Below are 26,954 nucleotides of genomic sequence, written 5' to 3' on the forward strand. Positions count from 1 at the left end.
GAGGCAGGCAGTCGAGGGCCGCGAAGCCGTCAGTCCAGCCGGTCGGTGTCGATCGTGACGCCGGGCGGCGTGACCAGGAGGAATCGCCGGAAGTGGATGAGTTCGCCGCCCATCTCGCGGATGTCGGGCGCGAACCCGGCCGCGAGGCGCTTCATGTCGCCCTCGACGGCGAGCACGAGCACCGCGCCGCCGTCGACTTCCGCGACCCACTCCTCGTCGGGCGTCCGGCCGTCGAGCACCCCGAGGACCACTCGACCGGTGCCGTCGGCGTCCTCCACGTCCATCTCGGATTCGATCGTCTGGAGATCCAGATCGAACTCGCTCATACCGGGTCTCAGCGCGGTCGAAGAAAACGCTTCCGTCAGTCGTCGGCCGGCTCCGCCCGCGGGGCGTCGGGCGTCCGGGCGGCCTGCCGGGAGAAGTACGTCGCCAGCGCGGGGCCGGTGACGTTGTGCCAGACGCTGAACAGCGCAGGCGGGAGCGCGGCGAGCGGGCTGAAGTACGCCGTCGCGAGCGCGACCGCGAGACCGCTGTTCTGGAGAGCGACCTCGAAGGTACACGCCCGGACCCGTTCGGGGCTCATTCCGCTCGCGCGCCCGACGCCGTAGCCAGCCCCCAGGCCGATCGCGTTGTGGGCGACGACCGCGAGCAACACGACCGCGCCCGCAGTCAGGATGTTCTCGACGTTGAGCCCCACGACCGCCGCGACGATGGCGACGATGGCGGCGACACTGATCGCGGGGAAGATCGAGAGGCCCGCCGCCGCGAGTTGCGGCGCGTAGCGGTCGAGGGCGATCCGGAGCACGAACCCGGCGACTACGGGGAGCAGGACGACCTGAACGATGCTCGTGAACATCTCAGCGAACGTGACCTGAAGCTGTTCGCCGGCCAGCGCGACGACCCACGCCGGCATCACGACCGGTGCGGCGATCGTCGTCACGGTCGTGATCGCGACCGAGAGCGCGACGTCGCCCTTCCCGAGATACGTCATCACGTTCGACGCCGTACCGCCCGGTGCGGCACCCAGCAGGATCACGCCGATCGCGAGTGCGGGCGGGAGCGAGAGCGCGACCGTGATCGCCCACGCCGCGACCGGCATCACGAGCCACTGGGTGACCGCACCGATCGCGACGTCGCGCGGACGTTCTGCGATCCGCGTGAAGTCCTCGGGCTGGAGCGTCAGCCCCATCCCGAGCATGATGACGCCCAGCAGCGGCGTGATGTAGGGTTCGATCCAGGTGAACGTCGCTGGCGAGGCGAGCGCCGCACCCGAGAACAGCACCACCCAGACCACGAAGTACGTGCTCGCGAACTCCCCGATCCGTTCGAGTCGGTCGAGCACGCTCACGTTCTCACCTCCTCGCTCACGTGATGGCGGCCCCGCCACGCGAGTGTGCGAGACGATCCATCGGCACGATCGACGTCGTCGGACATACCACGGCCGTCATCACGCCCCGATAAAAGTCCTCGCCCGCGTCGGCTACGCGTACTCCTTCCGGAACCCGCGGAACTCGGTGCGGTGGGCCTCCTCGTCGGTGAGGATCGTCACTGCGTAGTCCTCGGTCACGGGGTCGTCGGCGTCGCGTGCGGCGTGGATCAGCGATCGATAGGTCTCGATGGCGTCCTCCTCGGCTTCGAGAACGCCGTCGATCACCGCGGGCACGTCCGTCGAATCCTCCGGCGGTTGGAGGCTCTCTTGGTGCATCTCGAAGTCGGCCGATGCTGGCGGTCGTTCGTCGAGCTGCTTCAGCCGCTGGCCGAGCATCCGGGCGTGATTGAGTTCCTCGTCGATGTCCGCTTCGAGGCTCTCCTTGATCTCCTCGGCGCGAACCCCGTCGAGCACGATGGAGTTGGTGAGGTAGTTCATCACGGTCTCGATCTCGTCGCCGTAGGCCACTTTGAGCAGCCGAGTCACCTCGTCGCTCGTCATGCGCTTCGCTACGTGGGCCGAGAACTTCAGTGTAGCTGCCGTCGGCCGGCCGACGATTCTCGCGATGCCATCGGATCGCGCGCGAGTCCCGTTCCGTTGTATTCTACCGAATCACGGCGGAAATGTCACTCCGACAGCGGCCACGTCGCGACGGTTTGCCGTGATCAGTACTAACGAATATAAGGAATTGCCGACAATCGGTATCCGTTGATTGCTGTCGGTTTCGGGGTCGACCGTCGCACGAGCCGTCCTCCGGTGTGTGGCGGAGCGACAGGTTTATCAGTACCATGCACATCGGAGTCGATTGCAATGTCCCACCACAACGTGGACACGGAGGACACGTCGGAGACCCCGGCGGGTCGAGTTCTTCCAGGGCACACTGGAATCCACAACTGAAGTCGACACGGTGCGAATTTTCGACACGACGCTACGTGACGGCGAGCAGTCGCCACGCACCTCGTTCAGCTACGACGACAAGCGCGAGATCGCCGCGACGCTGGACGAGATGGGAACCCACGTCATCGAGGCCGGGTTCCCCGTAAACTCCGACGCGGAGTTCGAGGCCGTGAACGACATCGCCGAAAGCACGAGTGTGACAACCTGCGGCCTGGCACGCGTCGTCGAGGGCGACGTCGACGCCGCGCTGGACGCTGGCGTGGAGATGGTCCACGTCTTCGCGTCCACCAGCGACGTCCAACTGGAGGACGCGATGCACGCCAGCCGCGAGGAGATGAAAGAGCGCTCGGTCGCAGCGGTCGAGCGCGCGAAGGAGGCCGGCGTCGAGGTGATGTTCTCGCCGATGGACGCCACCCGGACCGATCCGGAGTACTTGATCGACGTGATCGAGGCGGTCTCTGTGGCCGGCACGGACTGGATCAACGTCCCCGATACGTGTGGGGTTGCGACCCCGACGCGCTTCGGCGACCTGATCGAGACCGTCCGAGCGCACACCGACGCCCGGATCGACGTCCACACCCACGACGACTTCGGGCTGGCGAGCGCGAACGCGCTCGCGGGCTTCGAAAGCGGGGCCGAGCAGGCCCAGGTCAGTGTCAATGGCATCGGCGAGCGCGCCGGCAACGCCGCCTACGAGGAGGTCGTGATGAGCGCCGAGTCGCTCTATAATGTGGACACCGGGATCGACACGACCCGGATCACCGAGCTCGCGCGGACCGTCGAGCGGATGAGCGGGATCGAGACCCCTGCCAACAAACCGATCGTCGGCGCGAACGCGTTCAGCCACGAGTCGGGCATCCACGCCGCGGGCGTGATCGAGAACTCCGACACGTTCGAGCCGGGCGTGATGACTCCCGAGATGGTCGGCGCGGAGCGCGAACTCGTCCTGGGAAAACACACCGGCCAGCACTCGGTGCGCGAGCGGCTCGTCGAGGCGGGCTTCCAGCCGACCGACGACGAGGTGCGCGAGTGCACTCGGCGGGTGAAGGACTTCGGTGCCGAGAAGGAACGGGTCACGATGGACGTGCTGACCCGGTTCGCGCACGAGGTCGGCATCAGTCAGTCGGAGCAAATCGCCCGGACGGAGGCCGACGACTGAGCCATGTCCGTTTCGAGCGCTTCGTCCCACCACCGACGGGTAGCGCCAGCCCGTGTGAGCGGGCGTGGCGGCGCGATCGATCGTCGCCGCGACCGCGGCTGGTGCAACGTTTGCAGCGCGCGCAAGGGTTATTACCATCCGGCTGGTGAAGATCGATACGATGTTCCGATCGACTGTCGCACGAGGGTCGCAGCCTCGGAGCGACGCGGTCGGCGTGCGTGTGTCGATTATTGTAGGGGCATAGCCCCCTACACCACCTTCTCCCCCGACCCTGTTGCACCGACCGCACAGCGAACAGCACGCGCGACTCCCACGCGATCCATGCACGACCGACAGCGAACTCGAAAACAACGACCGACCCGACCACGCCAGGCGCATCGCCCACGACCCACGCCACGAACGGGGGGTGTGTCGTGAGCGAGCAGCAACCGACCCACCGCCCCGACGCGGACGAACCGACCACCGACGGCGCGATGGCCGAGGAGGTGGCTGCCGAAGACACGAGCACCGAAGCGGCGTCCCCCGAGGACGGCGCGGACGCTCGGCCCGTGACGACCGGTTCGGAGTCGGTGGTACGCGCGCTCGAAAGGGCCGGCGTCGAGCATCTCTTCGGCGTCCAGGGCGGCGCGATCATGCCGGTGTACGACGCGCTCTACGACTCGGCAATGGATCACGTCACGATGGCCCACGAGCAGGGCGCGGCCCACGCTGCCGACGCCTACGGCATCGTCTCGGGCGATCCGGGCGTCTGCCTCGCGACCTCGGGACCCGGCGCGACGAACCTCGTGACCGGGCTCGCGGACGCCTCGCTCGACTCGGATCCGATGATCGCGCTGACAGGACAGGTCCCGACCGCGATGGTCGGCTCGGACGCCTTCCAGGAGGCCGACACCACCGGGATCACGAGCCCCGTGACGAAGGAGAACTACTTCGCGAGCGACGCCGACACCGTGGGCGACGCGGTCGGTGAGGCGTTCGCGCTCGCCGACGAGGGTCGCCAGGGGCCCACCCTCGTCGACCTCCCGAAGGACGTGACGAACGGCGCGACCGAGCAGGAGCCCGCCGCGGGGCGAACGCCCGAAACCTACGATCCGCCCGAACGCGCCGAGCGTGAGGCGGTCGCAGCGGCCGCCACCGCGATCGCCAGCGCCGAGCGGCCCGTGATCCTCGCGGGCGGCGGCGTGATCAAGGCCGAGGCGTGCGACGAACTCCGGAAGTTCGCCACCGAGTACGGCGTGCCGGTGGTGACGACGATGCCCGCGGTCGGCGCGTTCCCCGAGGATCACGACCTCGCGATGGAGATGGCGGGGATGCACGGCACGGGCTACGCGAACATGGCGATCACTCACTGCGACGCGATGTTCGCGGTCGGCACCCGCTTCGACGACCGGCTCACTGGTGGGGTCGAGACGTTCGCGCCGGAGGCCGAGATCGTCCACGCCGACATCGATCCCGCGGAGATCAGCAAGAACGTCCACGCCGACTACCCGCTGCTCGGCGACGCCGGCACGGTGCTCGACCAGGTCCACGACGCGCTCGCCGAGGAGCGCGCGGCGGACATGTCGGCGACCGGCGAGCGCTGGCAGGAGTGGCGCGAGCAGTGTCGGGACTGGAAGGACGAGTACCCGATGGACTACGCCGCGCCGGACGACGCACCCCTCAAACCACAGTTCGTGGTCGAGGCCGTGGACGCGGCGACGGCCGACGACACGATCGTGACGACCGGCGTCGGCCAGCACCAGATGTGGGCGGTCCAGTACTGGACGTACACCGAGCCCCGGACGTGGGTCTCCTCGCACGGCCTCGGGACGATGGGATACGGGCTACCCTCGGCCATCGGTGCGCGCTTCGCGGCCGACGACGACCAGTCGGTCGTCTGTTTCGACGGCGACGGCTCCTTCCTGATGACGCTCCAGGAGCTCGTGGTCGCGGTGCGCGAGGACCTCGACATCGTAGTGATAATCCTGAACAACGAGGCGGTCGGGATGGTGCGCCAGTGGCAGGACGGGTTCTTCGAGGGCCGACGGATGGCCTCGGAGTACCCGTGGGTGCCCGACTTCGCGACGCTCGCCGAGGCGTTCGGCGCGCGCGGGTACACCATCGAGGACGAAAGCGAGGTCGAGGACGTCGTGAGCGAGGCGCTCGCGGACGACGGGCCGTCGGTCGTCGACGCCCACATCGATCCCACGGAGAACGTCTACCCGATGGTGCCGAGCGGCGGCGCGAACGGCGAGTTCGTCCTCGCGGAGGACCAACTATGACCGAGGGACTCCAGGGCCCCGCGCCCGACGAGCGGCCACAGCCATCGGGGCGGCGCAACGCCCAGGGCATCCGGATCGATCCCGCGGTCGCGGCCGAACCCGAATCGCGGCGGACAGTTCTATCGGCGCTGGTCGAGAACGAGCCGGGTGTGCTCGCGAAGATCTCCGGGCTCGTCTCGCGCCGGCAGTTCAACATCGAGTCCCTCACCGTGGGAACGACCACGAACCCCGCAACCTCCCGGGTCACGCTGGTGATCGAGGAGCCCGAACCGGGCGTTCGCCAGGTCGAAAAGCAGCTCGACAAGGTGATCAACGTGATCTCGGTCCGCGAACTCGGCGACGACGCCGTGCGGCGCGAGCTCGTGGTGCTGAAAGTTCACGGCGAGGAGCCGGACAAGGTCCACGCCGTCACCGAGATGTACGACGGGGAGACGCTCGACGCCGGGCCACGGACCATTACCGTTCAGATTACCGGCGACGAACAGAAGATCGACGACGCGATCGACGCCTTCCAGCAGTTCGGCATCCGCGAGCTCGCACGAACCGGTCAGACCGCGCTCGCACGCGGCGAGGAGTGGACGACACACGCCGAAGAGGAGCGGTACGAACGGGTACACGAAACATGACAGAACACGCGACGATCTACTACGACGACGACGCAGACAGCACCGCCATCGACGGAAAGACCGTGGCCGTACTGGGCTACGGCTCCCAGGGCCACGCCCACGCCCAGAACCTCGCCGAGAGCGGGGTCGAGGTGGTCGTGGGGCTCCGCGAGGACTCGAGTTCGCGCGATGCCGCCCGCGCGGACGGCCTCGACGTGAAAACCCCAGCAGAGGCCGCCGCCCGCGCGGACGTCGTCTCGATGCTCGTGCCGGACACCGTCCAGCCATCGGTGTACGCCGACATCGAGAACGAACTCGACGCCGGCGACACCCTCCAGTTCGCCCACGGGTTCAACATCCACTTCGGGCAGATCGAACCGCCCGAGGACGTGGACGTGACGATGATCGCCCCCAAGAGTCCGGGCCACCTCGTCCGGCGCAACTACGAGAACGATCAGGGGACGCCGGGCCTGCTCGCGGTCTATCAGGACGCGACCGGGGAGGCGAAAGCCGAGGCGCTCGCGTACGCCGAGGCGCTCGGCTGCACCCGTGCGGGCGTCGTGGAGACCACGTTCCGCGAGGAGACCGAGACCGACCTGTTCGGCGAGCAGGCGGTGCTCTGCGGTGGCGTGACGAGCCTGATCAAGCAGGCCTACGAGACGCTCGTGGACGCCGGCTACTCCCCGGAGATGGCGTACTTCGAGTGCCTCAACGAGATGAAGCTCATCGTCGACCTGATGTACGAGGGCGGGCTCGGCGGGATGTGGGATTCGGTCTCCGACACGGCCGAGTACGGCGGGCTCACCAAGGGCGACGTCGTGGTCGACGAGCACGCCCGCGCGAACATGGAGGAGCTCCTCGACGACGTCCAGAACGGCGCGTTCGCTCGCGAGTGGATCGCGGAGAACCAGGCCAACCGGCCCGCCTACCGCCAGCTCAGGCAAGCCGAGAAGGATCACGAGATCGAGGAGGTGGGCGAACGCCTGCGTGGGCTGTTCGCGTGGGCCGACGAGACGGAATCGAGCGAGGAACAGGGCGAAGCGGAGCGAGTCCAAGCAGATGACTGAGCACACGACACCGACGACGACCGAACCGACGAACCGAACCATGAACGACGTGAGCCACACCAACCCGAAGACCGGCCGGCCGTTCGGCGAGCGCGTGGTCTTCGCGCGCGGCCCGACGGTGGCGGCGGACGGAGGTGAGCGAAGCGACGGTTCGCGATCCTCGTCGGTCGAGCGAAGCGAGTCCGACGGTGGTGAGAGAAGCGACGGTTCTCGAACGACGGCAGACGGAACGTCTGCCGGAAGTGAGCCGAACGCGGAGCGGGCCGCGGACGACACAGCCGAAGACGCCGACGACGAGGCGGCCGACCGCATGGAGGACGTCGACCACGAGCCGCCGAGCGAGACCGCGGCGAACCCGGTCTTCGAGCGCGGCCGCGAGGGTCGCGACGACGCTCGATGAGCGAGTGCACCCTCTACGACAAGGTCTGGGATCGCCACGCGGTCGCGGAACTCCCCACCGGCCAGACCCAGCTGTTCGTCGGCCTCCACCTCATCCACGAGGTGACGAGCCCCCAGGCGTTCGGGATGCTCCGCGAGCGCGATCTGGAGGTCGCCTACCCCGAGCGCACCCACGCAACGGTCGATCACATCGTCCCGACGGCCGACCAGTCCCGGCCCTACGGCGACGACGCCGCCGAGGAGATGATGAGCGAACTGGAGGCAAACGTCCGTGAGGCCGGGATCGACTTCTCCGATCCCACCACGGGCGATCAGGGCATCGTCCACGTCGTCGGTCCCGAGCAGGGGCTGACCCAGCCGGGGATGACCGTCGTCTGTGGCGATTCGCACACCGCGACCCACGGCGCGTTCGGCGCGCTTGCCTTTGGAATCGGGACCTCCCAGATTCGGGACGTGCTCGCCACGGGCTCGATCGCGATGGAGAAGCAGCAGGTCCGCAAGATCGAGGTCACGGGCGAACTCGGCGCGGGCGTCGAGGCGAAAGACGTGATCCTCGCGATCATCCGGAAACTCGGTACCGACGGCGGCGTCGGCTACGTCTACGAGTACGCTGGCGACGCGATCGAAGCGTTGGGAATGGAAGGCCGAATGAGCATCTGCAACATGTCGATCGAAGGCGGCGCGCGCGCAGGCTACGTCAACCCCGACGAGACGACCTACGAGTGGCTGCGCGAGACCGACGCCTTCCGTGACGATCCCGAGAAGTTCGAGCGACTGAAGCCCTACTGGGAGTCGATCCGCTCGGAGAGCGATGCCGGGTACGACGACGTCGTGACGATCGACGGCGGCGCGCTCGAACCGATGGTGACGTGGGGCACGACGCCCGGCCAGGGCATCGGCATCTCCGAGCCGATCCCCGCACCCGAGGACCTCCCCGAGAGCGAGCGTGACACCGCGCGGCGCGCCCAGGAGCACACGCGCGTCGAGCCGGGTGAGAAGATGGACGGGTACGAGATCGACGTCGCCTTCCTCGGATCGTGTACCAACGCTCGCCTGGCTGATCTGCGCCGCGCGGCGCGGATCGTGGCCGGTCGCGAGGTCCACCCCGACGTGCGCGCGATGGTCGTCCCCGGCAGCCAGCGCGTCCAGACTGCCGCCGAGGAGGAAGGGCTGCAGGACGTGTTCACCGCGGCGGGCTTCGAGTGGCGAAACGCGGGCTGTTCGATGTGTCTCGGGATGAACGAGGATCAGTTGGAGGGCGACGAAGCGTGTGCCTCCTCGTCGAACCGGAACTTCGTGGGTCGCCAGGGATCGAAGGAGGGCCGCACAGTCCTGATGAACCCGCGGATGGTGGCCGCAGCAGCCCTGAAGGGGACGGTCACGGACGTTCGCGAGATCGAAGAACGGGAGGTGCCCACCGCATGAGCGCCGGTGATAGCGGCGCTGCGGACGCCGACGCGGACGGCGGGGACGGTCCCGTCGAAACCGTCGAACACGTCTCGGGGACGGGCGTCCCGATCCGGGGCAACGACATCGACACCGACCAGATCATCCCGGCGCGGTTCATGAAGGTCGTCACGTTCGACGGACTGGGCCAGTTCGCCTTCTTCGATCAGCGCTTCGACGACGATGACCAGCCCAAAGAACACCCGATGAACGAGGAGCGCTTTCAGGAGGCCTCGGTGATGGCGGTCAACGCCAACTTCGGGTGTGGCTCCTCGCGCGAGCACGCTCCCCAGGCGCTCCAGCGGTGGGGGATCGATGCGCTGGTCGGCGAGTCGTTCGCCGAGATCTTCGCGGGCAACTGCCTCGCGCTCGGGATCCCGACCGTGACCGCCGACGCGGAGGCGATCGCCGATCTCCAGGACTTCGTCGAGGACAACCCTGACGCCGCGATCGACGTCGACGTGGCCGCCGAAACGGTGCGCTACGGGGATCGAGAGATCGACGTTGCGGTCGACGACGCCCAGCGCACGGCGCTCGTCGACGGCGAGTGGGACACGACCGCGTTGATGCGATCGAACGCAGGTGTCGTCGACGAGACTGCACGGGCGCTTCCCTACGTCGATGACTGACCACATCGCGGTGATCCCCGGTGACGGGATCGGCGGGGAGGTCGTCCCGGTTGCGGTGAAGGTGTTCGATGCGGTCGGCGAGTTCGAATTCGAGTACGCCGAGGCTGGCGACGGAGCGCTGGCGGCAACCGGCAGCGCGCTCCCCGACGGCACCCGCGAGCTGGCCGCGAGCGCGGATGCGACGCTGTTCGGTGCGGCGGGCGAGACCGCTGCCGACGTGATCCTCCCGCTCCGGCGGGCGGTCGAGTCGTTCGCGAACGTCCGGCCAGCGCGGGCGTATCCCGGCGTCGACGCGCTCCACCCCGAGACCGATCTCGTGTTCGTCAGAGAGAACACCGAGGGTGTCTACGCGGGGATCGAGAGCGAGATCACCGAGGACGTCCGGACGCTCACGCGCGTCACCACGGAGTCGGCCTCGCGCCGGATCGCCGAGTTCGGGTTCGATTACGCCACCGAGCACGGCTACGACGTGACCGTGGCGCACAAGGCGAACGTGATGCGCCGTACCGACGGTCTGTTTCTCGACGGCATCGGGGCGGTCGCCGACGAGCGCGGTGTGGAGTACGAAACCCATCTGATGGACGCCCTCGCGATGCATCTCGTGATGGACCCCACCGAGTATGGGGTCGTGATCTGTCCGAACCTCGCGGGCGACGTGCTCTCGGATCTCGCGGCCGGCCTGGTCGGCGGGCTGGGACTGCTCCCGAGCGCGAACGTCGGTCGCGACCGCGCGCTGTTCGAGCCCGTTCACGGTACTGCGCCCGACATCGCTGGCGAGGGAGTCGCCAACCCCGTCGCGACGGTGTTGAGCGCCGCGATGTGCTGTGAGTATCTCGGCCACGACGCGGCGGGCGAGCGCGTGCGCGGGGCCGTGCTGGAGGTGCTCGCGGACGGACCCCGGACGCCGGATCTCGGTGGCGACGCGACGACCGAGGACGTCGAGCGCGCGATCGTCGACCGGCTCTGAGGCGCGGCCGCCGCAGTTAAGCAGTTCGGGTGCGTTGGTGCTCTCGATGCCAGACGTCACCCTCGACGAGGAAACCGTCGACCGGCTGGATCGACTACGGGTCGACGAGGAGTCCTACGACGAGATCGTGACCGAACTCATCAACATCTACGAGACCGAGGAGCGGACGCTGTTTCGCGGCGGCAGTCCCTAGTTCCCTGCGCTCGTGCGGATGTCGTCCCACTTGCCGCGCTCTTCGAGGCGCTGCTGGAGCTCGTCGGCGTAGCGCTGGGTCAGTCGCTCGGCGGCGTCGATCCGCTCCTGATCGGTGCCGCCGTCGCCGTCCATCCCGAGCGCGCTCTTGATCGAACCGAAGACCCCGCCATCGTTACTGTTTCCACCGGAGCCCTCGCCGCCCATCGCGCCCATTCCACCCATCCCACCGCCGACGTTGTCGAGCTCGGGCATGATATGGGGAAGGTTGTCGGTGTTCGCGACGAGGCGATCCTGGCCCTCTGCCGACCCTTCGACCTCGAACTCGACGGCGGTCATGATGAGCCCCCACTGCTGGCGGGAGAACTGGGAGTTCTCGACTGTCGAGGCGAACTCCTGGTCGACAGCCATTCGATCGCCGGCGATCCTGTCGCTCCACTCGCGGTCGCTCATGATCGGGGTTGGAGGGGGGTGCGTATCAGGCTTCCGTGCGTGGCGATGCGGGTGCGGTGGCGGTGCGGGTGCGGTGCCTGGCGGATGAAGGGCGAGGTCCGCTCTGCGGCTCGCGGGTCGCGCTGTTCCCCGCTCGCTTGTTCCGAGGTACTCGCTTCGCTCGCACCTCGCGTTCGAGGGCTTCGGCGGTGCTGTGCGGTTTGCAGTCGCGGAGAGATAGCATCCACGCGAGCGAAGCGAGCGTGGTTCACCGCGAGCGAGGCCGATGGCCGAGCGAGCGGGTGTTTTTGGTCCACCGGAAGACGCTTCGCGTCTTCCGAGCTGCTTGAAAACGCGAAGCGTTTTCAGCATCACGAAACGCCGGAGGCGTTTCGGTTGACTTCGTTCGCTTCGCTCACGAAGACAGGGTTTTGGACGGGGTCCGAGGCGAGCGACCGTGGGGAGCGAGCCGAGAGCCCCGTGTGAAAAAGTGGGGCTCCGGAAGGTTTTTGATTACCCGTGGTTATCACCGGCTATGGAGCTGCCGACGCCCGACGACCTCCGGGAACGCCGTCACGAGGTCGATCTCACTCAGAGCGCGCTCGCCGAGCGGGCGGGGGTCTCCCAGCCGTTGATCGCGCGGATCGAGAGCGGTGACGTCGATCCGCGGCTTTCGACCCTCCGGCGGATCGTGACCGCGCTCGACGCCGCCGAAGGCGGGATTCGCCGTGCGCGCGACCTGATGGGCGAGTCGGTCGTCCACGTCGCACCCGACGACAGCGTCCGGGAGGCGATCGACCGGATGGGCGAGGCGGGGTACTCCCAGCTCCCGGTGGTTCACGACGAGTACCCCGTCGGGATCATTTCCAATGGCGACATCCGCCGCTCCGGCACCGACGACGCCGCCGAACTCCCGGTGGCCGACGTGATGCGCGAGTCGATCACGACCGTGGCTCCCGACGCGACGCTCGACGCGGTCGATACCCACCTCGATCACCACGACGCGGTCATCGTGGTCGAGAGCGGCCGGATGGCGGGGATCATCACCGAGGCCGACGTGGCCGCTCACCTCTCCTGAGACACCCACATTTCCGAGGAGGGGTATCCTCGCGCTTGCTGCGCTCGCGCTGCGGGTACCCCTCCCCGCAAAAATCTGGACTAAAAACACCCGCTCGCTCGGCCATCGGCCTCGCTCGCGGTACGGTCGCTTACACCAACTACAACCGCAAAGCGGGCCTCGCCCTCGATCCACCGAGGAACCGCACCGCAACCACACAGCACCGCCGAAGCCCTCACCGCGCGCTCCCTGCGGTCGCTACTCACTCGGCCTTCGGCCTCGTTCGCGCGGCTCGCCCTTCATCCGCCAGGAGAGCAACGCTCTCCTGAGCCTCGGCTCACTTCGTTCGCCGAGACGCCAGGCCCGCGCCGCTCCGCACCGCTACCGCCCAACGCGGCGTACCGAGTCCTACGCTTCCTCGTCTTCCGGATCGTGTTCGATGGTCTCGACGATGTCGAGCGGCACGTCACGGAGCGCGCCGCCGACCTCGCTTTTGGCGATCCGCTGGGCGTGCTCGCGGCCGTCGGCGTTGAAGATCTCGATTTCGAGGACGAGGCCCACGATCGCGGTCCCGGCGGCGACGAACGCCGAGTCGAACGGCTCGCCGCAGGCCGGACAGCCGGTCGCGCCGACGTCGACCTCGACGTAGGACTTGTCGCGCTCGTTGAGTCGCTTGCCGGCCTCGCTGACCGCGACCCCGATCGCGTCGTCGACGTCCTCCACGTCCCGAACCAACCACGCCGCCTCCAGCGCCACGAGATAGTCGCTCATACCTCGCGTGCGTCCCGCGGCGTGACGTGCCTTGTGGTTCCACCGCCGGACGCGACACCCTCACGTGTGGCGTGTCGACCCATTCCATACCCAGTGCGGACCCGATCGGTGGCCCCGAGGACGACCGCTCCGGCGCGCACGTGAGCGCGATGCTCCGCATAAGTTATCGTGACGACAGCGGTGATCTACCGAGGTAATCCGGGTCGCGACAGCGAAAACCGTCTCTGGTTGTGGTAGAAGACAAGTACCGTTGAATCGACAGACGGCAGCGGTGTCTTCCGATCCACCGGCGTGTGACGACTCGAAACGGTTATATAGGTCTCCGTCGCCCCGTCGGGTGACGCCATGATCGAACGGCTGCGCCGCACGACCCTGTTCGCCGCGTACCAGACCGCCCTCGCGCTCGGCATCGTCACCTTCCCGCTCGCGCTGCTCACCGAGCGAGTCGGACTGTCCCTCCCGATCGACACGCTCGTCGAGCGGCTCGGCGAGGCCCACGAACGCGCGACCGACACGTAGCTCCGATCGCCGATTCGTTTCGAGTCGGCAATCCGTCCGTGAAAGACTGGCTTTATCAGCGTCCGGGCCGAACGCGGCGTATGCCTCAGCTTCCCGACGGCCAGGAGCTCTCTCTGCCCGGTCAGCAGACGACTGATGGTATCTACGAGCCCGAACTCGGTTCGCTCCCCGAGCCCGATATGGACAAAGGGGAGATGACGAAGACCGGCACGACCACCGTCGGCCTCACGACGAGTGAGGGGGTCGTGCTCGCCACCGATCGCCGCGCGAGCCTCGGCAACATGGTGTCGAGCAAGCAGGCTCAGAAGATCGCGGAGATCCATCCCCGCGGCGCGCTCACCATCTCCGGTGCGGTCAGCGCGGCCCAGGCGCTCATCAGCAACCTCCGTGCGGAAGTCGACCTCTACGAGGCCCGTCGCGGCGAGGAGATGAGCATGCAGGCGCTCTCGACGCTCACCTCGAACTTCCTCCGTAGTGGAGCCTTCTTCATCGTCCACCCGATCCTCGGCGGTGTCGACGACGAGGGAAGTCACATCTACAGCATCGATCCCTCGGGCAGCGTCATGGAAGAGGATTACAACGCCACCGGCTCGGGCTCGCCGTTCGCCTACGGTGTCCTCGAACAGCAGTACGAGGAGGGCCTGAGCAACGACGAGGCCGAGACGGTCGCCGCACACGCGGTCAAGAGCGCGGTCGAGCGCGACACCGCCAGCGGCAACGGCATCATCGTCTCCACGATCACCGACGAGGGCGTGACGACCGACGAGTACGAGAGCATCGACCAGGTTCTCTAAGACCACTTTTTCACACGGGGCTCTCGGCTCGCTCCCCACGGTCGCTCGCCTCGGACCCCGTCCAAAACCCTGCCTTCGTGAGCGAAGCGAACGAAGTCAACCGAAACGCCTCCGGCGTTTCGTGATGCTGAAAACGCTTCGCGTTTTCAAGCAGCTCGGAAGACGCTTCGCGTCTTCCGGTGGACCAAAAACACCCGCTCGCTCGGCCATCGGCCTCGCTCGCGGTGAACCACGCTCGCTTCGCTCGCGTGGATGCTATCTCTCCGCGACTGCAAACCGCACAGCACCGCCGAAGCCCTCGAACGCGAGGTGCGAGCGAAGCGAGTACCTCGGAACAAGCGAGCGGGGAACAGCGCGACCCGCGAGCCGCAGAGCGGACCTCGCCCTTCATCCGCCGAGGCCCGCCACCGCAACCGCCCCAGCCGCCGACCGGCAGCGACGCGCCTTTGCCGTCCACCGTCGAACGTGCGTCCATGCGACGGATCGTCGCCGTTGCGGTGTGCTGCGTTCTCGTGGTCGGAGCGACGCCAGCGAGCGCCCACGGCCAGCACCTCTCGGCGGACGCACAGTACGCCGAGAACGGCACGGTCGTGATCGAGTCGCTGTTCACCGCGACCGGCGGCTTCCTCGTGCTCCACGCCGACGACGGGGGCGAGCCGGGCGCGCCGATCGGCCACGCACCGATCGAGTACGGCTACGAGACCGGACTCGCGGTGAACGTCAGCGACGACGCCTGGCGAGACTGGAACGGCTCGAAGACCGTCTGGGCGGTGCTCCACCTCGACGACGGTGACGGCGCGTTCGAACCGGCCGACGACGAGCCGGTACCGGCCTTCGGCGGCAACGCGAAACAGTCGTTCGTCGTCGGCAAGCGCGCGAGCGGTCAGGCGAGCGTCGTCGCGTCCGGGTTCGGTAGCCAGCCCACGAACGGCTCGGTGACGGTCGAGCGGGTCGCGCTCGGCCGCGACGGCGCGGTCGTCGTGCGCAGCGATCAGGATGGCGAACCGGGCGCAGTCGTCGGCCGCACCGCACTCGACGCCGGCGTCCACGAGAACGTCACCGTCGATCTCGATCCGTCGTACTACCGCGACCGGGACTCGCGCTTCGGGCTGTGGGCCACCGTCGCGGAGCGTGACTCGCCGATCGTCGTCGACGGCGCGCCCGTCGCCAGCGAGTTCACCGTTCGAAAGGCCGGCGACGAGCCCGGAGCCGGCGCGACGACGACCACGGCGACGAGCGCCCGGCCCACGAGTGGGGCGAGCGACGCATCGGCGACCGAGGGGTCGGGCTTCGGTCTCGTGGCTGGCGTGCTCGCGGTCGCCGCGGTCGCGGTCCTCGCATCGGCTCGCAGGCGACGGCGGTAAATCGGCCACCAGGCGGGTTCGACGCCCGTACCAGAACGGGCTTTTGGCTGTAGACCGTAGTTCGGCCGATGCCGCCCAGCCTCGATCGTGACCTGTCGAGACGTGAGTTCGGCAAGGCCGCCGTCGCGCTCGGCGGGGCGAGTGCGCTCGCGGCGTGTCTCGACCGCTTCGGCCAGGAAGAGCAAGAACCCGTCCCGAGCGGCGTCGCCAGTCTCGAACAGCTCCCGACGCGCCAGCACGCGTGGCGCGACCACATCCGGCTCGACGACCATGGAAATTCGCTCCTCCCGCGCCACCAGATCCTGCTCTATCTGAACCTCGATGCGGACGGTCCACCCGGTGCGGACGCCCGCAACACCGTTTCGGCGGCACTCTCGACGCTCGACGAGGCCTACGAGCGGAGTCACGAGGGACTCATCCACTCGATGGCGTACTCGCCGGCGTACTTCGATCGGTTCGAGTCGTCGCTGCCCGACGATCTCGACCTCCCGCCGCCACGCCGGCTCTCGGCGTTCGAACAGCCCGATCTCGACGATCAGGACGCCCTGCTCCACCTCGCGAGCGACCGCCCCGAGGTGGTTCTCGAAGCCGACGAGGCGCTCACCGGCGACCGCGAGACCGCGAACGGCGTGGCCGTCGACGCCAGCCTCACCGACGTCTTCTCGGTCGATGCGCGCCGGACGGGGTTCATCGGCGCGGGGATGCCCGCCGAGCGCCAGGGGAAACTCGAAGGCATCCCCGACTCCGGGCCGGTGCCCGAAAAATCGCCGCTGTTCATGGGCTTTCAGGCGGGCTTCCGGAAGAACCAGGCGAGCGAGGACTACGTCACCCTGAAAGACGGGCCGTTCGCGGGCGGCACCACCAAACACGTCTCGAACATCCGCCAGCGCCTCGACGACTGGTACGGCGAGCAGGACTTCGACGAGCGCGTGATGGAGATGTTCTCGCCGACGCACGCCGAGGAGGGTCTCGTCGAGGGCGTCGGCAACAGTCTGGGAGCCGACAACGGACTCACCTCCGCGATGATCGAGAACACCGACGAGGCGGCCCGCGAGTTCGGTCGCGTCGGCCACGCCCAGAAGAACGCACGCGCGAACCGCGATCCCGACGGCAACGTCCGACTGCTGCGCCGGCACTTCGAGTCGACCGACGACGACATCGCGAGCCTCCACTTCCCCACCCTTCAGCGCGGGATCGGCGAGTTCGAAGCGGTACGAGAAGCGATGAACGGTGCGGACCTCACCGAGCAGACACCGGCGGTCCGCCAGCGGGTCAACAACGGTATTCTGGAATACATCTTCGTCGAGCACCGTGGGAACTTCCTGGTGCCGCCGATGGATCTGCGCGTGCTGCCGACACCGACCGGAGCGAACCGCTGACCGACACGAGCGACGATTCCACATCGGTCAAATCGACTCCGAGTTCGACGCCGAGCGGGCTCAGTCAAGTTCGAGATCGCGAACGGCGACACCGGAACCGTCCTCGACGTGGCCGACCACGCGCCCGTCGGTCGCGTCGGCGAGACGCTGGGCGTCGTCGGGCGCGAGCGCCGCGACGAACCCCATCCCCATGTTGAACGTCCGGTACAGCTCCTCGCTTCCGACGTTGCCCGCATCCTCGACGAACTCGAAGACGTCCTGGACGGGGAGTGGATCGGTGATCTCGTAGCGGAACGCGCCCATTCGCGAGAGGTTCGTCCAGCCACCGCCGGTGACGTGGGCGGCGGCGTGGGCCGCGTGGTCGTGGAGCGGGTCGAGCAGATCGGCGTAGATCCGGGTGGGTTCGAGGAGTACCTCGCCGATCGTTCGGTCGGGATCGGACGGGAACGGATCGGTATACTCGCCAGCACGGGTGGCGGCCTCGCGCGCGAGCGTCAGCCCGTTCGAGTGGATCCCCGACGAGGGGAACCCCACGAGCGCGTCGCCGGCCTGGGCACCGTCGAAGAGGTCCGACTCCGCCGCGAGCCCGGCACACGTTCCCGCGATGTCGAGGCCCCGGATCACCTCGGGCATCACCGCGGTCTCGCCGCCGACGAGGGCGACATCCGCGCGCTCGGCTCCCGCAGCGAGGCCCTCGCCGATCGCGGCGGCGGTCGCGTCGTCCGGCTCGTCGACCGCGAGGTAGTCGACGAACGCCACCGGCTCGACCCCGGCGGCCACGAGGTCGTTCGCGTTCATCGCGATGCAGTCGATCCCGACCGTGGAGTACTCGTCCATCGCCTCGGCGACGAGGAGTTTGGTGCCGACACCGTCGGTCGCGAGCGCGAGATACCGGTCGCCGAGATCGACGAGACCGGCGTAGTCGCCCTCGATCTCCCCGTCCGCGTCGCTCCCCACTGCCCCGACGAGCGCCGCGGTCGCGGCCTCGCTCGCTTCGATGTCGACGCCCGTCTCGGCGTAGGTGAGCTCCTCGTCGGTGTCCGCTGGCGACTCGTCGGACTCCTCGGTCATGGCGGAAGCGGCGCGGAGCGTGGACAAAAGCCCACCGGTGGAACGATCGTGATACCGTTCGTCGAGCGATTCGCTTCCCCGGACGCTATCGAGGGTTTTGAGCGGTGGCGCGCGGGAGCGCGCCATCAGCGCGCGACTCGCGCGAGGGATGAGCGAGTGATGCGAACGAAGTGAGCGAACGAGTGAATCGGCTGGGGAGGGTGTGGCCTGCGGGCTCGGTTGTGACGAGATTCGTTCCGACCGTATCGGCTGTCCTCGCCGAACACTGTCGTGCTGGTGTCTCTTTTTGTCCGAACGAGTGGTCGATAGATGTGATGCAACTGCCGGCCGGTCACGACGTTTTCCCGTCCTGTCGATCGTGCTCGATGGGTTCGGGGTCACGCTCGTCGGGGTCGCCGTGACCGCCGCCGCCAGGCGTCCACACGATCACCGTGGTCCCTGCCGCGACCTCCCGCGTGGTCTTCGCCGACACTACCTCACCGTCGATCAGGTTCTCTCCACACGCACCGTCCTCGCCACCGGCGATTCCACGAGGAGCGACGCGGCGGCGTTCGGTGAGCAACGAGACGCTGGCGTCGACCCCGAGCGTGACGGCGCGCTCGATCCCCAGCCCGCCACGATACCGGCCGCGCCCCCCACTATCCGGACGGAGCGCGTATCGCTCCACGCGGAGCGGGTAGGCGTCTTCGAGCGCTTCGACTGGTGTGTTCAGCGTGTTCGTCATTCCGACCTGGACGCCGTCCATCCCGTCTCCGTCCGGCCGTGCGCCGGCTCCGCCCCCGATGGTCTCGTAGTAGGTGAACCCCTCATCGGTACCGTTTCCGCCGTTCCCCACATCGCCCCGGCTGCCGACGACGAGGTTGTTCATCGTTCCCTGGCCGGCCGCCGGCACGACGTCGGGCGCGGCCTCGGCGAGCGCGGCGAAGGTGACGTCGGTCACGCGCTGGCTGGTCTCGACGTTGCCCCCGACGACGGCGGCCGGCGGCTCGGGGTTCAGTAGAGACCGCTCGGGAGCTACGATGGAGGTCGGGTCGTAACACCCCGCGTTCGGCGGAATCTCGGGATCGGTGACGCATCGCAGGACGAAGTAGACGGCACTTTTGGCCACCGCGAGCGGCGCGTTCAGATTGCCCGGGACCTGGTCGGCCGTCCCCGCGAAATCGACGGTCGCTTCCTCGCCGTCGATCTCGACCGCGACTTCGATCGGCACGTTCTCGTCGGTCACACCGTCGCCTTCGAGCACGTCGCTCGCCGCGTAGGTGCCGTCCGGAAGATCCGCGATCTCGTCCGTCATCCGATCACAGGAGTAGTCGATCACGGCGTCGAACGCCGCGAGCAGCCGATCCCGGCCGTGGTCGTCGAGCAGCGCCCGGAGGCGCTCGCCGCCGCGTCGGTTGGCCGCGATCTGGGCGCGCAGGTCCGCCCGGCGCTCGCGGGGGTTCCGGACGTTCGCGAGCACGAGCGCCATCACGCGCTCGTCGATCTCGCCGCCAGCGACGAGTCGCGTGGGTGGCAGCCGGAGTCCTTCCTGGTGAATCTCGCGCGCGCCAGCGGGCATACTCCCCGGGGTCATGCCGCCGACGTCGGCGTGGTGGGCGCGCGAAACCGCGTAGCCGACGATTGCGTCCTCAGGAGAGGCGTTCGCGTCGCCGACTCCATCGCCTTCGCCGCTGGCGATCGGCGAGACCATCGTCACGTCCGGAAGATGGGTCCCACCGGTGAAGGGATCGTTGAGCACGAACACGTCGCCTGGCTCGGGATCGTGGTCGAGGACGGCGTCGACCGCCGCGGGCATCGCGCCGAGATGCACTGGAATGTGTTCGGCCTGAGCGACGAGCCGCCCAGTAGAATCGAACAGCGCGGTCGAGCAGTCCTGGCGTTCCTTGATGTTCGGCGAGTACGCACCCCGGATCAGCACGCTCCCCATCTCGTCGGCGATTCCTTCGAGCTGGTTGCGCACGATCTCGAGCGTCACCGCATCGAGTTCGTCGGCTCCGTCGGTATCGGTCGACGTCACGACCCGGCCTCCCGGGAGAGGATCAGGCTCCCGTCGTCGGCGACCGCGGCGCGCCACGACGGCGGGACGACCGCCGTGCTCTCCGTTGCTTCGAGAATCGCCGGCCCGTCGATCTCGCGGCCGGGGGCGAGCGCCTCACGTGCGTACACCGACGTCTCGTGGCGCTCGTCGTCGAAGACCACCGATCGATCCTCCTTCCGTGACTCGCCCTCGCCGGCGTACCCGGCGGCCCGCGGTTCGCGCTCGACGGTGGCGGTCGTGCGGAGCGTGACGAGTTCGACCGCATCGTCCATCCGATAGCCGGCGGCGGTCCCGTGGGCGTCGTGGAATCGATCTTCGAGGATTGCTGGATCGACGGACTCGTCGACCGGGACGGTGAGTTCGAAGCTCTGGCCGACGTACCGACAGTCCGCCGCGCGCTCGATCCGGGCGGCCGACGGGTCGGACACGTCGGTGCGCACCTCGTCGGCGAGGTCGTCGTAGACCCGCTCGACCGCGCCGACATCGAGATCGGCGAGCGGGGTCCGGTGGGTTCGGGCCGCGTCGTGTTTCTCGTCGGCCGCCAGCAGTCCGTACGCCGAGAGCACCCCGCAGGCGCGCGGGACCACGGCAGTCTCGATCCCGAGCGCGTCGGCGAGCGCGGCCGCGTGCATCGGTCCCGCGCCGCCGAACGCCGCGAGGCCGAACCGTCGCGGGTCGTGGCCGCGTTCGGTCGTCACCGAACGGATCGCCCGCGTCATCGCCGCGTTCGCCACTCGATGGACACCGCGGGCGGCATCTACCGCACCATCGAGGCTCGCTTCCGCAGCGAGGGCAGCGAGCGCCTCGCGGGCCGCGTCGGTGTCGAGTTCGAGGTCGCCGCCGAGCGCGGAGTCCGCGCCGATGTAGCCGAGCACCACGGCCGCGTCCGTCACCGTGGGATCGGTGCCACCGCGACCGTAACACGCCGGTCCGGGATCGGCTCCCGCGCTCTCGGGCCCAACCCTGAGCGCGCCGCCGGCATCGACCCACGCGATCGAACCCCCGCCAGCGCCGACGGTGGTGAGGTCGACCATCGGCGTGCCGATCGGACGGCCCGCGATGCTTCCGTCGGTCGTGCGCTCGATCTCGCCGTCGCGGACGAGACCCACGTCCGAGGATGTCCCACCCATGTCGAACGTGATTAGACCACGAAGTCCGCTCGTGTGCTCGTCGAGGTGTGTGCCCGCGGTCGCATCGGCCCCGACCACGCCAGCCGCCGGTCCCGAGAGAACGGTCGTGACCGCGCGTTCGCGCACCGTGGCGGGGTCCGCGATCCCGCCGTTCGACTGCATCACGCGGGGAGCCGGCATCCCGAGGTCCGCAGCGCGCGATTCGAGTTGGCCGATGTAGGCGTCGATCGTCGGCGTGAGATAGGCGTCGGCGACGGTGGTCGCGGTGCGCTCGTACTCGCGGAACTCGGCGAGCACCTCGTTGGAGGTCGAAACGTGAACGTCACACTCCTCGCGGAGCACGCTCGCGATCCGCTCCTCGTTCTCGGGGTGGGCGTAGGCGTGGAGCAGACAGACCGCGACGCTCTCGACGTCGTCGTCGAGTCGATCGGCGAGGTCGCGCACGTCGGCCTCGTCGACCCGCGTCTCGATCCCGTCGACGGTCGCCCGCTCGTCGATCCCGTGCCGGCGTCGACGGGGCACGAGCGGCGTGGGTTTCTCGGCGGCGAGATCGTAGAGTGCGGGTCGGTCCTGGCGGCCGATCTCGAGGACGTCCCGGAACCCCGCGGTCGTGACGAGCGCGGTCGTCGCGCCCGTCCCCTCCAAGAGTGCGTTGACCGAAACCGTGGTCCCGTGCGCGAACGAGTCGATCTCGCCGGGATCGAGACCGGACGCCTCACAGACCGCTTCGATCCCGTCGACGACGCCGACGCTCTGATCGTCGGTGGTCGGCACTTTCTCGGTCGTGAGGCCGTCGTCGGTCAACAGTACCACGTCGGTGAACGTGCCCCCGACGTCGACAGCGAGACGCGCTCCGCGGGCCTCGACGGCGAGGCGCACATCGTGGGCTTGGTCAGCAGGGCGTGCGTCGCTACGCGAGCCCGACGCCCGGTCGGAGGTCATACCCTCTCGAGCGGCCGCGCCGACAACATTCTTTCGTGCGCTCGCACGGGGAGCCGTTCCCTCTCAGAGACCGACACCGAACGTGAGGAGGACGAACACCGCCGATCCGACGCTGACGACGAACGCCACCGCGAAGACCACGACGCTCCACGAGAGCACCTTCCGGCCGTCGAGCGGGCCGAACGGGAGCATGTTGAAGCCCGCCAGCAGCAGGTTGATGCCGACGCCGAACGCGCCGACCACACCGAGAAACCCCCCAGCGAGGAGCGCGAGTGGGGCGAACGCGACCGCGAGCACGAGGTTCGTGACCGGGCCGGCGAGCGCGATCAGCCCGTTCTGGCGCTCGGTGATCCGTCCCTGATGGTAGACCGCACCGGGCGCGGCGAACAGGAAGCCCGCCAGCGCGCTGACGACCGCGATGAACAACATTCCGTAGTCGGCACGGAAGCCCGCGATCTGGCCGAAGCGCTGGGCGACGACCTTGTGCGCGAGCTCGTGGAGCAGAAAGCCGATCCCCGCGGTGAGCATGCTGAGGGCGAACACTCGGACGACCGCCGGCGAGAGGAGTGCGCCGACATCGCCCGAGAGCAGCGCCCCCTGGAGCGAGACGCCGAAAAACGAGTCGAAGAACAGCGCGAACGCGACCCCGAGCGCGATCCACGCGACCGCGAGGTCGAACAGCTCGCGGGTGTCGAACCTCATCGCAGCGTCCCCCAGAGCAGATCGACGCTGTTGTGCGCACCCTCGACCATCAGCCTCACCACCCCGTCCACGCCACCGACGCCCGTCGCGAGATACGGGAGCACCACCACCGCGAACAGGAAGCTCGCGACGATGCTCCCGACGTTGGTCAGCGCGACCACCGCGATCAGCCGGAAGAGTGCGACCTCGCGGAGCCGATCGAGGAGTTCGGGGATCGGGGCCTCCTCGTCGCCGAGGATCTCGTTCAAGGTGGAGATATCGCCGATGTTGACGTCGAGATAGCGGAGTTCGACGTAGCCCGCGAACCAGCCGGGCGCGAGCAGCGGGTTCACGCTGGTGAGCCACGCGACCGCACCGCCGACACCCGCGCTGGTCCAGTGTGCGCCCGCGAGCCGGGCGAGCGTGGCCGCGAACACGCCGTTGACGAGGAACCACGCGCCGAACAGTCTGAGGAGAAATCCGTTGCGCGCACCCGCCATCGCGAGCAAGAGGAAGAAGGCGAGGAAGCCGAGCGTGAACAGGTAGCCCACGATCTTGTAGGGCGAGAACCGTCCGCCGGTTTCACGGCCGACGAGCTCCTCCTGGGGTGGCAGTAGTTCGGGGTTGGTGAGATAGCGCTCGATCCCCGCCTGGTGGCCCGCACCCACCACCGCGACGACCCGGTGGCCCGCCTCGCGCAGCCCCACCAGCCGGTGGGCGATGAACGCGTCGCGCTCGTCGATCAGCGCCTCCGCGCCGCCCGGCGAAAAGGCGCGAAACTCCTCCAGCATCGCCCCCACCACGTCCGCGTCGGTCAGGTCCTCCATCGCTATCTCCTCGTGTTCGCCCTCCTCGGGCGCGGTCAGCGCGAACAGACCGAGGAAGACCAGTGCGGTCCCGAGGCCCAAGGCGATAGCGACGAGGAGGTAGTCGATCCCCGAAAAGACGAGGCCTGGCAGGGTGAGGCTCGGCGGGAGGACGAGGGGCCCGAAGAACGCCTCGATCGGAAAGCCGAGGATTGCGCCCGCGGAGAGGCCGAGGCCGAGCGCGACCGCGGCCGGTGGGGCGAACGCCAGCGGGAGGCTCAACAGCATCCGGAGTTTCTCGGTCCCGGTCATCCGGGCCCAGAAGCGCTGGACCGTGACCTGGATGTCGCGGTCGACGAGTGCGACGTTCAGGTCGAACTCCTCGGCAGTCTCGACCGCCGCGAGCATATCGGCTCCGGGAGTGATGTCGAACTCGTCGCCGAGCCTGGTCTGGACGTACGAGAGGAGCCAGTACGCGAGGAACTGGAAGACGGTGTTGCCCCGGAGGAGATCGCTCGCGTCGAGGTCGTCGGGCTCCTCGCCTTTGAGCTGGCGATACCGACCCTCGTCGAGTTCGACCGCCACGACGTCGGGGCGCTCGTCGGCGATGGTGCGTTCGACCTCGTCGACGCTGTCGGCCGAGACGTGGGCGGTGCCGACGACCCGGACACTGCCCGAACCGCTTCCAGCGTTGGAGCCGGAACCGGCGTCCGCGGTCGCCGCTGGGTCGCTCATTGGCGAACCCACGAACCCTGGTTTCTTACCCCTGTCGGGATCGATGTCCGGCGTCAGCCCCGCCGTCGCCGGCGAGCGCCTCGTCGCGCAGGCGTTCGCCCTCCGTAGTGTCGACGGTGAGTTCGGGCACGGTCGTCGGCTCGCGGTCGTCGTCGATCGCGACGTAGACGAAGTACGACTCGGTGGTGAGTTCGCGGCTGCCGGTCCCGAGGTCCTCCCGGTACGCCCGGAGCCGGACTCTGACGCTGGTCCGGCCGGCGCGGTAGACGTACGCCTCGATCAGCGCGATGTCGCCGACCTGAATCGGGCGCTCGAAGTCGACCCGGTTGATCCGTGCGGTGACACACGAGCGGCCCGCAAACCGCATCGCGCTCATCGCGCCCACCTCGTCCATCCACTTCAGGACGTGGCCGCCATGAGCAGTTTGAAGATTGTTCGCGTGGTTCGGCTGGACCATCTCGCGGTTCTCGATGTACGTGTCCACGACGTCGGTCATGGGACTCGTTCGGTCACGCCGGGAATGAGCCTGCTGGATTCGGCCGGCCAGGACGCCACCGCGAGGCCCACGCGCGAGGCGCGCTCGTCGGGGAGGCGGGTCGACGGATGGCGGCTCTCGCGAGGAACGTTTATCCGCGACGCTCGCCACGCCCCGGTATGACCCTCGACGTCGAGACGCCCCCGCCGCCCGAACTCGCCACCGACGTCGACGCCGACGACTACGACGACGCCGACGTGGGCGGCGACGAGTACCGCCGCGAGGAACTCGGCGACTTCCTCGCCGCAGGCGCGTGGGAGGAGGCGTTCGCGGCGTGGCGGGCCGACACCGACGTGACCGAGACCGAGTTCGCCATCGTCCGCGACCTCGATCTCCTCGCCCGGTTCGACTTCTTCTGGGACGACTTCGCCGACCGGGTGGGGTATCACGCACCCGGTCTGCCCGAAGACTGGAAAGAGCGCGACCTCCACCCCGAGCTCGACTCGTGGCAGCGGGTGTCGTCGATCAACGCCGGCCTGACCGAACTCGGCCAGACCGTCTGTGACGTGCTGAAAAACGAGTACATCGACTGGGAGGCCGACTACGACGCGCCCGACGACCTGCCCGACTTCTGATCACTCGCGCGAGACCGCGAGGTTCCGGAGCGGTCCACCGCACTCGGAACACAGCCCGCCACCCTCGTCGGCAGCGACCCGATTGTGACAGTCCATGCACTCGTGGTACGACTCCTCCGGACTGTACGGATCAGTTCGGACCATGATCGCCACGGAACTGCGACCAGCTAAAGTGCTATGCATTAACACACCAGTGTGGTATAACCCATAACGATCTGTATATACTGTTCGTCGGCGACGACCGTCTCATCGGGTCGTCAGCGCGCACGATCGGGGTATGTGAAACCCCACGCAAGTGGTTGGAGGACTGCCGAACGAACGCACGCTCCAGTTGGGACGTCAGCGACACGAACCCCCGAGCGGTTAAGAGCGACGGGGTGGTATGGTGGGACATGAGCGCTGATCTCGTGCCGCCGCGCGAACGCGAGTGTGTACAGTGTGGTCGTCGAGAGGCGTGGGACGAGGACGTGGCGACGTGGACGGTCGACGGCGAAACGATCGGCGAGGTCTACTGCGTTCACGAGTGGGACATCAACGGGGAATACAGTCCGTTTCGGTAGCGACGACGCCTGGCGTGGCCTGGTGAGTCGTGCAGGACGTCTCTGTCGGTCGATCACTTCCTATCTGCAACCACGTCACTCGTCTGCGCGTAGCTCGTGAACAGGGCGTCTCAACTCGATAAGGGTCCGTCTGAAACGACCTGTGGACGAAGGGACGACCGGACGTCAAGGCCGCTTCAACCCCACAAGGGTTCGTCTGAAACAACTACCTCCCGCCGGAAGTGTTCGGCCCCGGAGAGCTTCAACCCCACAAGGGTTCGTCTGAAACCGTTGATGTCGCAGTTGACGACCCACGCCTGACCGCAGCTTCAACCCCACAAGGGTTCGTCTGAAATTGAGCCGTCAGCATTACCATTCGTGCGGATGTTTTTCTTCAACCCCACAAGGGTTCGTCTGAAATACGAGCTCCGCGCGGGCGACGAGCTGTACGACAACCTTCAACCCCACAAGGGTTCGTCTGAAATTGGGGCGGGATTTGGACGGCGACGGCGCGAAGCTTCCTTCAACCCCACAA

General features: G+C 68.0%; 28 protein-coding genes and 1 CRISPR repeat array. Of the genes, 16 read left to right on the top strand and 12 right to left on the bottom strand.

The features are described from left to right. Window positions 1-29 precede the first annotated feature (29 nt). The 3 genes from TX76_RS13475 to TX76_RS13485 form a co-directional block, all read right to left on the bottom strand. A complete protein-coding gene (locus TX76_RS13475; RefSeq protein WP_049903065.1) occupies window positions 30-326 on the bottom strand; it encodes a DUF5779 family protein in 297 nt (98 codons plus the stop codon). Window positions 327-361: 35 nt separating this feature from the next. After that, window positions 362-1,348, bottom strand: coding sequence for a bile acid:sodium symporter family protein (locus TX76_RS13480; protein ID WP_195156062.1), 987 nt, complete (start codon window positions 1,346-1,348; stop codon window positions 362-364). 132 nt (window positions 1,349-1,480) lie between these two features. Then, window positions 1,481-1,930, bottom strand: coding sequence for a ferritin-like domain-containing protein (locus TX76_RS13485; protein WP_049903070.1), 450 nt, complete (start codon window positions 1,928-1,930; stop codon window positions 1,481-1,483). Between the two features lie 304 nt (window positions 1,931-2,234). Here TX76_RS13485 and TX76_RS13490 point away from each other — a divergent pair, with 304 nt between their 5' ends. From TX76_RS13490 to TX76_RS18155, 9 genes are all read left to right on the top strand, one after another. Further along, window positions 2,235-3,485, top strand: a complete 1,251-nt coding sequence (locus tag TX76_RS13490) for a LeuA family protein (protein WP_049903072.1) — start codon at window positions 2,235-2,237, stop codon at window positions 3,483-3,485. A 473-nt stretch (window positions 3,486-3,958) separates the two neighbouring features. Continuing rightward, window positions 3,959-5,746 carry a biosynthetic-type acetolactate synthase large subunit gene (gene ilvB, locus TX76_RS13495; RefSeq protein ID WP_394295441.1) on the top strand — a complete coding sequence of 596 codons (1,788 nt, stop codon included), beginning with the start codon at window positions 3,959-3,961 and terminating at the stop codon, window positions 5,744-5,746. Then, complete coding sequence (ilvN, locus tag TX76_RS13500) at window positions 5,743-6,372, top strand: acetolactate synthase small subunit (protein ID WP_049903074.1); 630 nt, start codon at window positions 5,743-5,745, stop codon at window positions 6,370-6,372. Before ilvB ends, ilvN begins: the two co-directional genes overlap by 4 nt. After that, entirely contained in the window at window positions 6,369-7,418 is a 1,050-nt protein-coding gene (ilvC, locus tag TX76_RS13505; protein ID WP_049903076.1) for a ketol-acid reductoisomerase, read from the top strand. The genes ilvN and ilvC overlap by 4 nt, the downstream gene beginning before the upstream one ends. After that, window positions 7,411-7,818 carry a hypothetical protein gene (locus TX76_RS13510; protein ID WP_049903077.1) on the top strand — a complete coding sequence of 136 codons (408 nt, stop codon included), beginning with the start codon at window positions 7,411-7,413 and terminating at the stop codon, window positions 7,816-7,818. The genes ilvC and TX76_RS13510 overlap by 8 nt, the downstream gene beginning before the upstream one ends. After that, a complete protein-coding gene (gene leuC, locus TX76_RS13515; protein ID WP_049903079.1) occupies window positions 7,815-9,242 on the top strand; it encodes a 3-isopropylmalate dehydratase large subunit in 1,428 nt (475 codons plus the stop codon). The genes TX76_RS13510 and leuC overlap by 4 nt, the downstream gene beginning before the upstream one ends. After that, a complete protein-coding gene (gene leuD, locus TX76_RS13520) occupies window positions 9,239-9,892 on the top strand; it encodes a 3-isopropylmalate dehydratase small subunit (protein WP_049903080.1) in 654 nt (217 codons plus the stop codon). Before leuC ends, leuD begins: the two co-directional genes overlap by 4 nt. Next, window positions 9,885-10,859, top strand: a complete 975-nt coding sequence (locus tag TX76_RS13525; protein ID WP_049903081.1) for an isocitrate/isopropylmalate dehydrogenase family protein — start codon at window positions 9,885-9,887, stop codon at window positions 10,857-10,859. Before leuD ends, TX76_RS13525 begins: the two co-directional genes overlap by 8 nt. A gap of 46 nt (window positions 10,860-10,905) precedes the next feature. After that, a complete protein-coding gene (locus TX76_RS18155) occupies window positions 10,906-11,052 on the top strand; it encodes a DUF7557 family protein (RefSeq protein WP_195156063.1) in 147 nt (48 codons plus the stop codon). Here TX76_RS18155 and TX76_RS13530 read toward each other — a convergent pair. Continuing rightward, window positions 11,049-11,504, bottom strand: coding sequence for a DUF5799 family protein (locus TX76_RS13530; protein WP_049903082.1), 456 nt, complete (start codon window positions 11,502-11,504; stop codon window positions 11,049-11,051). The two genes, TX76_RS18155 and TX76_RS13530, sit on opposite strands and share 4 nt — an antisense overlap. A gap of 514 nt (window positions 11,505-12,018) precedes the next feature. On the opposite strand from TX76_RS13530, the gene TX76_RS13535 reads away from it, so the two are divergent. Further along, complete coding sequence (locus TX76_RS13535; RefSeq protein ID WP_049903084.1) at window positions 12,019-12,561, top strand: CBS domain-containing protein; 543 nt, start codon at window positions 12,019-12,021, stop codon at window positions 12,559-12,561. Window positions 12,562-12,948: 387 nt separating this feature from the next. Here the strand turns inward: TX76_RS13535 and TX76_RS13540 are convergent, their stop codons facing one another. After that, on the bottom strand, window positions 12,949-13,311 hold the full coding sequence (locus TX76_RS13540) for a DUF555 domain-containing protein (RefSeq protein ID WP_049903086.1): 363 nt from the start codon (window positions 13,309-13,311) through the stop codon (window positions 12,949-12,951). A 345-nt stretch (window positions 13,312-13,656) separates the two neighbouring features. Here TX76_RS13540 and TX76_RS18160 point away from each other — a divergent pair, with 345 nt between their 5' ends. The 4 genes from TX76_RS18160 to TX76_RS13555 all read left to right on the top strand — a co-directional run bounded on the left by TX76_RS18160 (window position 13,657) and on the right by TX76_RS13555 (window position 17,367). Beyond that, a complete protein-coding gene (locus tag TX76_RS18160) occupies window positions 13,657-13,830 on the top strand; it encodes a hypothetical protein (protein WP_195156064.1) in 174 nt (57 codons plus the stop codon). An 80-nt stretch (window positions 13,831-13,910) separates the two neighbouring features. Then, window positions 13,911-14,624, top strand: coding sequence for an archaeal proteasome endopeptidase complex subunit beta (gene psmB, locus TX76_RS13545; protein WP_049903088.1), 714 nt, complete (start codon window positions 13,911-13,913; stop codon window positions 14,622-14,624). 473 nt (window positions 14,625-15,097) lie between these two features. Then, entirely contained in the window at window positions 15,098-15,988 is an 891-nt protein-coding gene (locus tag TX76_RS13550) for a DUF7282 domain-containing protein (RefSeq protein WP_049903089.1), read from the top strand. A gap of 68 nt (window positions 15,989-16,056) precedes the next feature. Further along, window positions 16,057-17,367 carry a DUF7405 family protein gene (locus TX76_RS13555; protein ID WP_049903090.1) on the top strand — a complete coding sequence of 437 codons (1,311 nt, stop codon included), beginning with the start codon at window positions 16,057-16,059 and terminating at the stop codon, window positions 17,365-17,367. Between the two features lie 60 nt (window positions 17,368-17,427). Here TX76_RS13555 and purM read toward each other — a convergent pair whose 3' ends face one another. From purM to TX76_RS13585, 6 genes are all read right to left on the bottom strand, one after another. Next, the gene (gene purM / locus TX76_RS13560; protein ID WP_049903091.1) at window positions 17,428-18,438 is read right to left on the bottom strand and encodes a phosphoribosylformylglycinamidine cyclo-ligase; all 1,011 of its coding nucleotides are present in this window, start codon (window positions 18,436-18,438) and stop codon (window positions 17,428-17,430) included. 331 nt (window positions 18,439-18,769) lie between these two features. Continuing rightward, window positions 18,770-20,455 carry a hydantoinase B/oxoprolinase family protein gene (locus TX76_RS13565; protein WP_049903092.1) on the bottom strand — a complete coding sequence of 562 codons (1,686 nt, stop codon included), beginning with the start codon at window positions 20,453-20,455 and terminating at the stop codon, window positions 18,770-18,772. Then, window positions 20,452-22,548 (bottom strand): hydantoinase/oxoprolinase family protein, encoded by a 2,097-nt coding sequence (locus TX76_RS13570; protein WP_079890836.1) that lies wholly within the window; start codon window positions 22,546-22,548, stop codon window positions 20,452-20,454. Before TX76_RS13570 ends, TX76_RS13565 begins: the two co-directional genes overlap by 4 nt. Before the next feature lie 63 nt (window positions 22,549-22,611). Next, entirely contained in the window at window positions 22,612-23,250 is a 639-nt protein-coding gene (locus TX76_RS13575; protein ID WP_049903094.1) for a zinc metalloprotease, read from the bottom strand. Beyond that, complete coding sequence (locus tag TX76_RS13580; protein WP_049903095.1) at window positions 23,247-24,770, bottom strand: TraB/GumN family protein; 1,524 nt, start codon at window positions 24,768-24,770, stop codon at window positions 23,247-23,249. Before TX76_RS13580 ends, TX76_RS13575 begins: the two co-directional genes overlap by 4 nt. Before the next feature lie 25 nt (window positions 24,771-24,795). Next, entirely contained in the window at window positions 24,796-25,266 is a 471-nt protein-coding gene (locus TX76_RS13585; protein WP_049903096.1) for an acyl-CoA thioesterase, read from the bottom strand. A gap of 158 nt (window positions 25,267-25,424) precedes the next feature. Here TX76_RS13585 and TX76_RS13590 point away from each other — a divergent pair, with 158 nt between their 5' ends. Continuing rightward, window positions 25,425-25,880 carry a hypothetical protein gene (locus TX76_RS13590; RefSeq protein WP_049903097.1) on the top strand — a complete coding sequence of 152 codons (456 nt, stop codon included), beginning with the start codon at window positions 25,425-25,427 and terminating at the stop codon, window positions 25,878-25,880. On the opposite strand, the gene TX76_RS17670 is transcribed toward TX76_RS13590, so the two are convergent. After that, on the bottom strand, window positions 25,881-26,024 hold the full coding sequence (locus TX76_RS17670) for a rubrerythrin-like domain-containing protein (protein WP_154019079.1): 144 nt from the start codon (window positions 26,022-26,024) through the stop codon (window positions 25,881-25,883). A gap of 248 nt (window positions 26,025-26,272) precedes the next feature. Between TX76_RS17670 and TX76_RS18165 the strand changes: the two genes are divergently transcribed. Continuing rightward, a complete protein-coding gene (locus tag TX76_RS18165; RefSeq protein WP_195156065.1) occupies window positions 26,273-26,440 on the top strand; it encodes an HEWD family protein in 168 nt (55 codons plus the stop codon). Window positions 26,441-26,614: 174 nt separating this feature from the next. Then, a CRISPR array of direct repeats spans window positions 26,615-26,904; the repeat unit is 29 nt; unit sequence CTTCAACCCCACAAGGGTTCGTCTGAAAT. Window positions 26,905-26,954 lie beyond the last annotated feature (50 nt).

This window comes from Halococcus agarilyticus (genome assembly GCF_000334895.1).
In the GTDB taxonomy this organism is placed as follows: Archaea; Halobacteriota; Halobacteria; order Halobacteriales; family Halococcaceae; genus Halococcus; species Halococcus agarilyticus.

Bases quoted from the DNA above. Each gene is read 5' to 3' on its own strand.
- TX76_RS13475 (WP_049903065.1), bottom strand. From the start codon at position 326: ATGAGCGAGTTCGATCTGGATCTCCAGACGATCGAATCCGAGATGGAC.
- TX76_RS13485 (WP_049903070.1), bottom strand. From the start codon at position 1,930: ATGACGAGCGACGAGGTGACTCGGCTGCTCAAAGTGGCCTACGGCGAC.
- ilvB (WP_394295441.1), top strand. From the start codon at position 3,959: ATGGCCGAGGAGGTGGCTGCCGAAGACACGAGCACCGAAGCGGCGTCC.
- ilvN (WP_049903074.1), top strand. From the start codon at position 5,743: ATGACCGAGGGACTCCAGGGCCCCGCGCCCGACGAGCGGCCACAGCCA.
- ilvC (WP_049903076.1), top strand. From the start codon at position 6,369: ATGACAGAACACGCGACGATCTACTACGACGACGACGCAGACAGCACC.
- TX76_RS13510 (WP_049903077.1), top strand. From the start codon at position 7,411: ATGACTGAGCACACGACACCGACGACGACCGAACCGACGAACCGAACC.
- leuC (WP_049903079.1), top strand. From the start codon at position 7,815: ATGAGCGAGTGCACCCTCTACGACAAGGTCTGGGATCGCCACGCGGTC.
- leuD (WP_049903080.1), top strand. From the start codon at position 9,239: ATGAGCGCCGGTGATAGCGGCGCTGCGGACGCCGACGCGGACGGCGGG.
- TX76_RS13525 (WP_049903081.1), top strand. From the start codon at position 9,885: ATGACTGACCACATCGCGGTGATCCCCGGTGACGGGATCGGCGGGGAG.
- TX76_RS18155 (WP_195156063.1), top strand. From the start codon at position 10,906: ATGCCAGACGTCACCCTCGACGAGGAAACCGTCGACCGGCTGGATCGA.
- TX76_RS13530 (WP_049903082.1), bottom strand. From the start codon at position 11,504: ATGAGCGACCGCGAGTGGAGCGACAGGATCGCCGGCGATCGAATGGCT.
- TX76_RS13535 (WP_049903084.1), top strand. From the start codon at position 12,019: ATGGAGCTGCCGACGCCCGACGACCTCCGGGAACGCCGTCACGAGGTC.
- TX76_RS13540 (WP_049903086.1), bottom strand. From the start codon at position 13,311: ATGAGCGACTATCTCGTGGCGCTGGAGGCGGCGTGGTTGGTTCGGGAC.
- TX76_RS18160 (WP_195156064.1), top strand. From the start codon at position 13,657: ATGATCGAACGGCTGCGCCGCACGACCCTGTTCGCCGCGTACCAGACC.
- psmB (WP_049903088.1), top strand. From the start codon at position 13,911: ATGCCTCAGCTTCCCGACGGCCAGGAGCTCTCTCTGCCCGGTCAGCAG.
- TX76_RS13550 (WP_049903089.1), top strand. From the start codon at position 15,098: ATGCGACGGATCGTCGCCGTTGCGGTGTGCTGCGTTCTCGTGGTCGGA.
- TX76_RS13555 (WP_049903090.1), top strand. From the start codon at position 16,057: ATGCCGCCCAGCCTCGATCGTGACCTGTCGAGACGTGAGTTCGGCAAG.
- purM (WP_049903091.1), bottom strand. From the start codon at position 18,438: ATGACCGAGGAGTCCGACGAGTCGCCAGCGGACACCGACGAGGAGCTC.
- TX76_RS13570 (WP_079890836.1), bottom strand. From the start codon at position 22,548: ATGACCTCCGACCGGGCGTCGGGCTCGCGTAGCGACGCACGCCCTGCT.
- TX76_RS13575 (WP_049903094.1), bottom strand. From the start codon at position 23,250: ATGAGGTTCGACACCCGCGAGCTGTTCGACCTCGCGGTCGCGTGGATC.
- TX76_RS13580 (WP_049903095.1), bottom strand. From the start codon at position 24,770: ATGAGCGACCCAGCGGCGACCGCGGACGCCGGTTCCGGCTCCAACGCT.
- TX76_RS13585 (WP_049903096.1), bottom strand. From the start codon at position 25,266: ATGACCGACGTCGTGGACACGTACATCGAGAACCGCGAGATGGTCCAG.
- TX76_RS13590 (WP_049903097.1), top strand. From the start codon at position 25,425: ATGACCCTCGACGTCGAGACGCCCCCGCCGCCCGAACTCGCCACCGAC.
- TX76_RS17670 (WP_154019079.1), bottom strand. From the start codon at position 26,024: ATGGTCCGAACTGATCCGTACAGTCCGGAGGAGTCGTACCACGAGTGC.
- TX76_RS18165 (WP_195156065.1), top strand. From the start codon at position 26,273: ATGAGCGCTGATCTCGTGCCGCCGCGCGAACGCGAGTGTGTACAGTGT.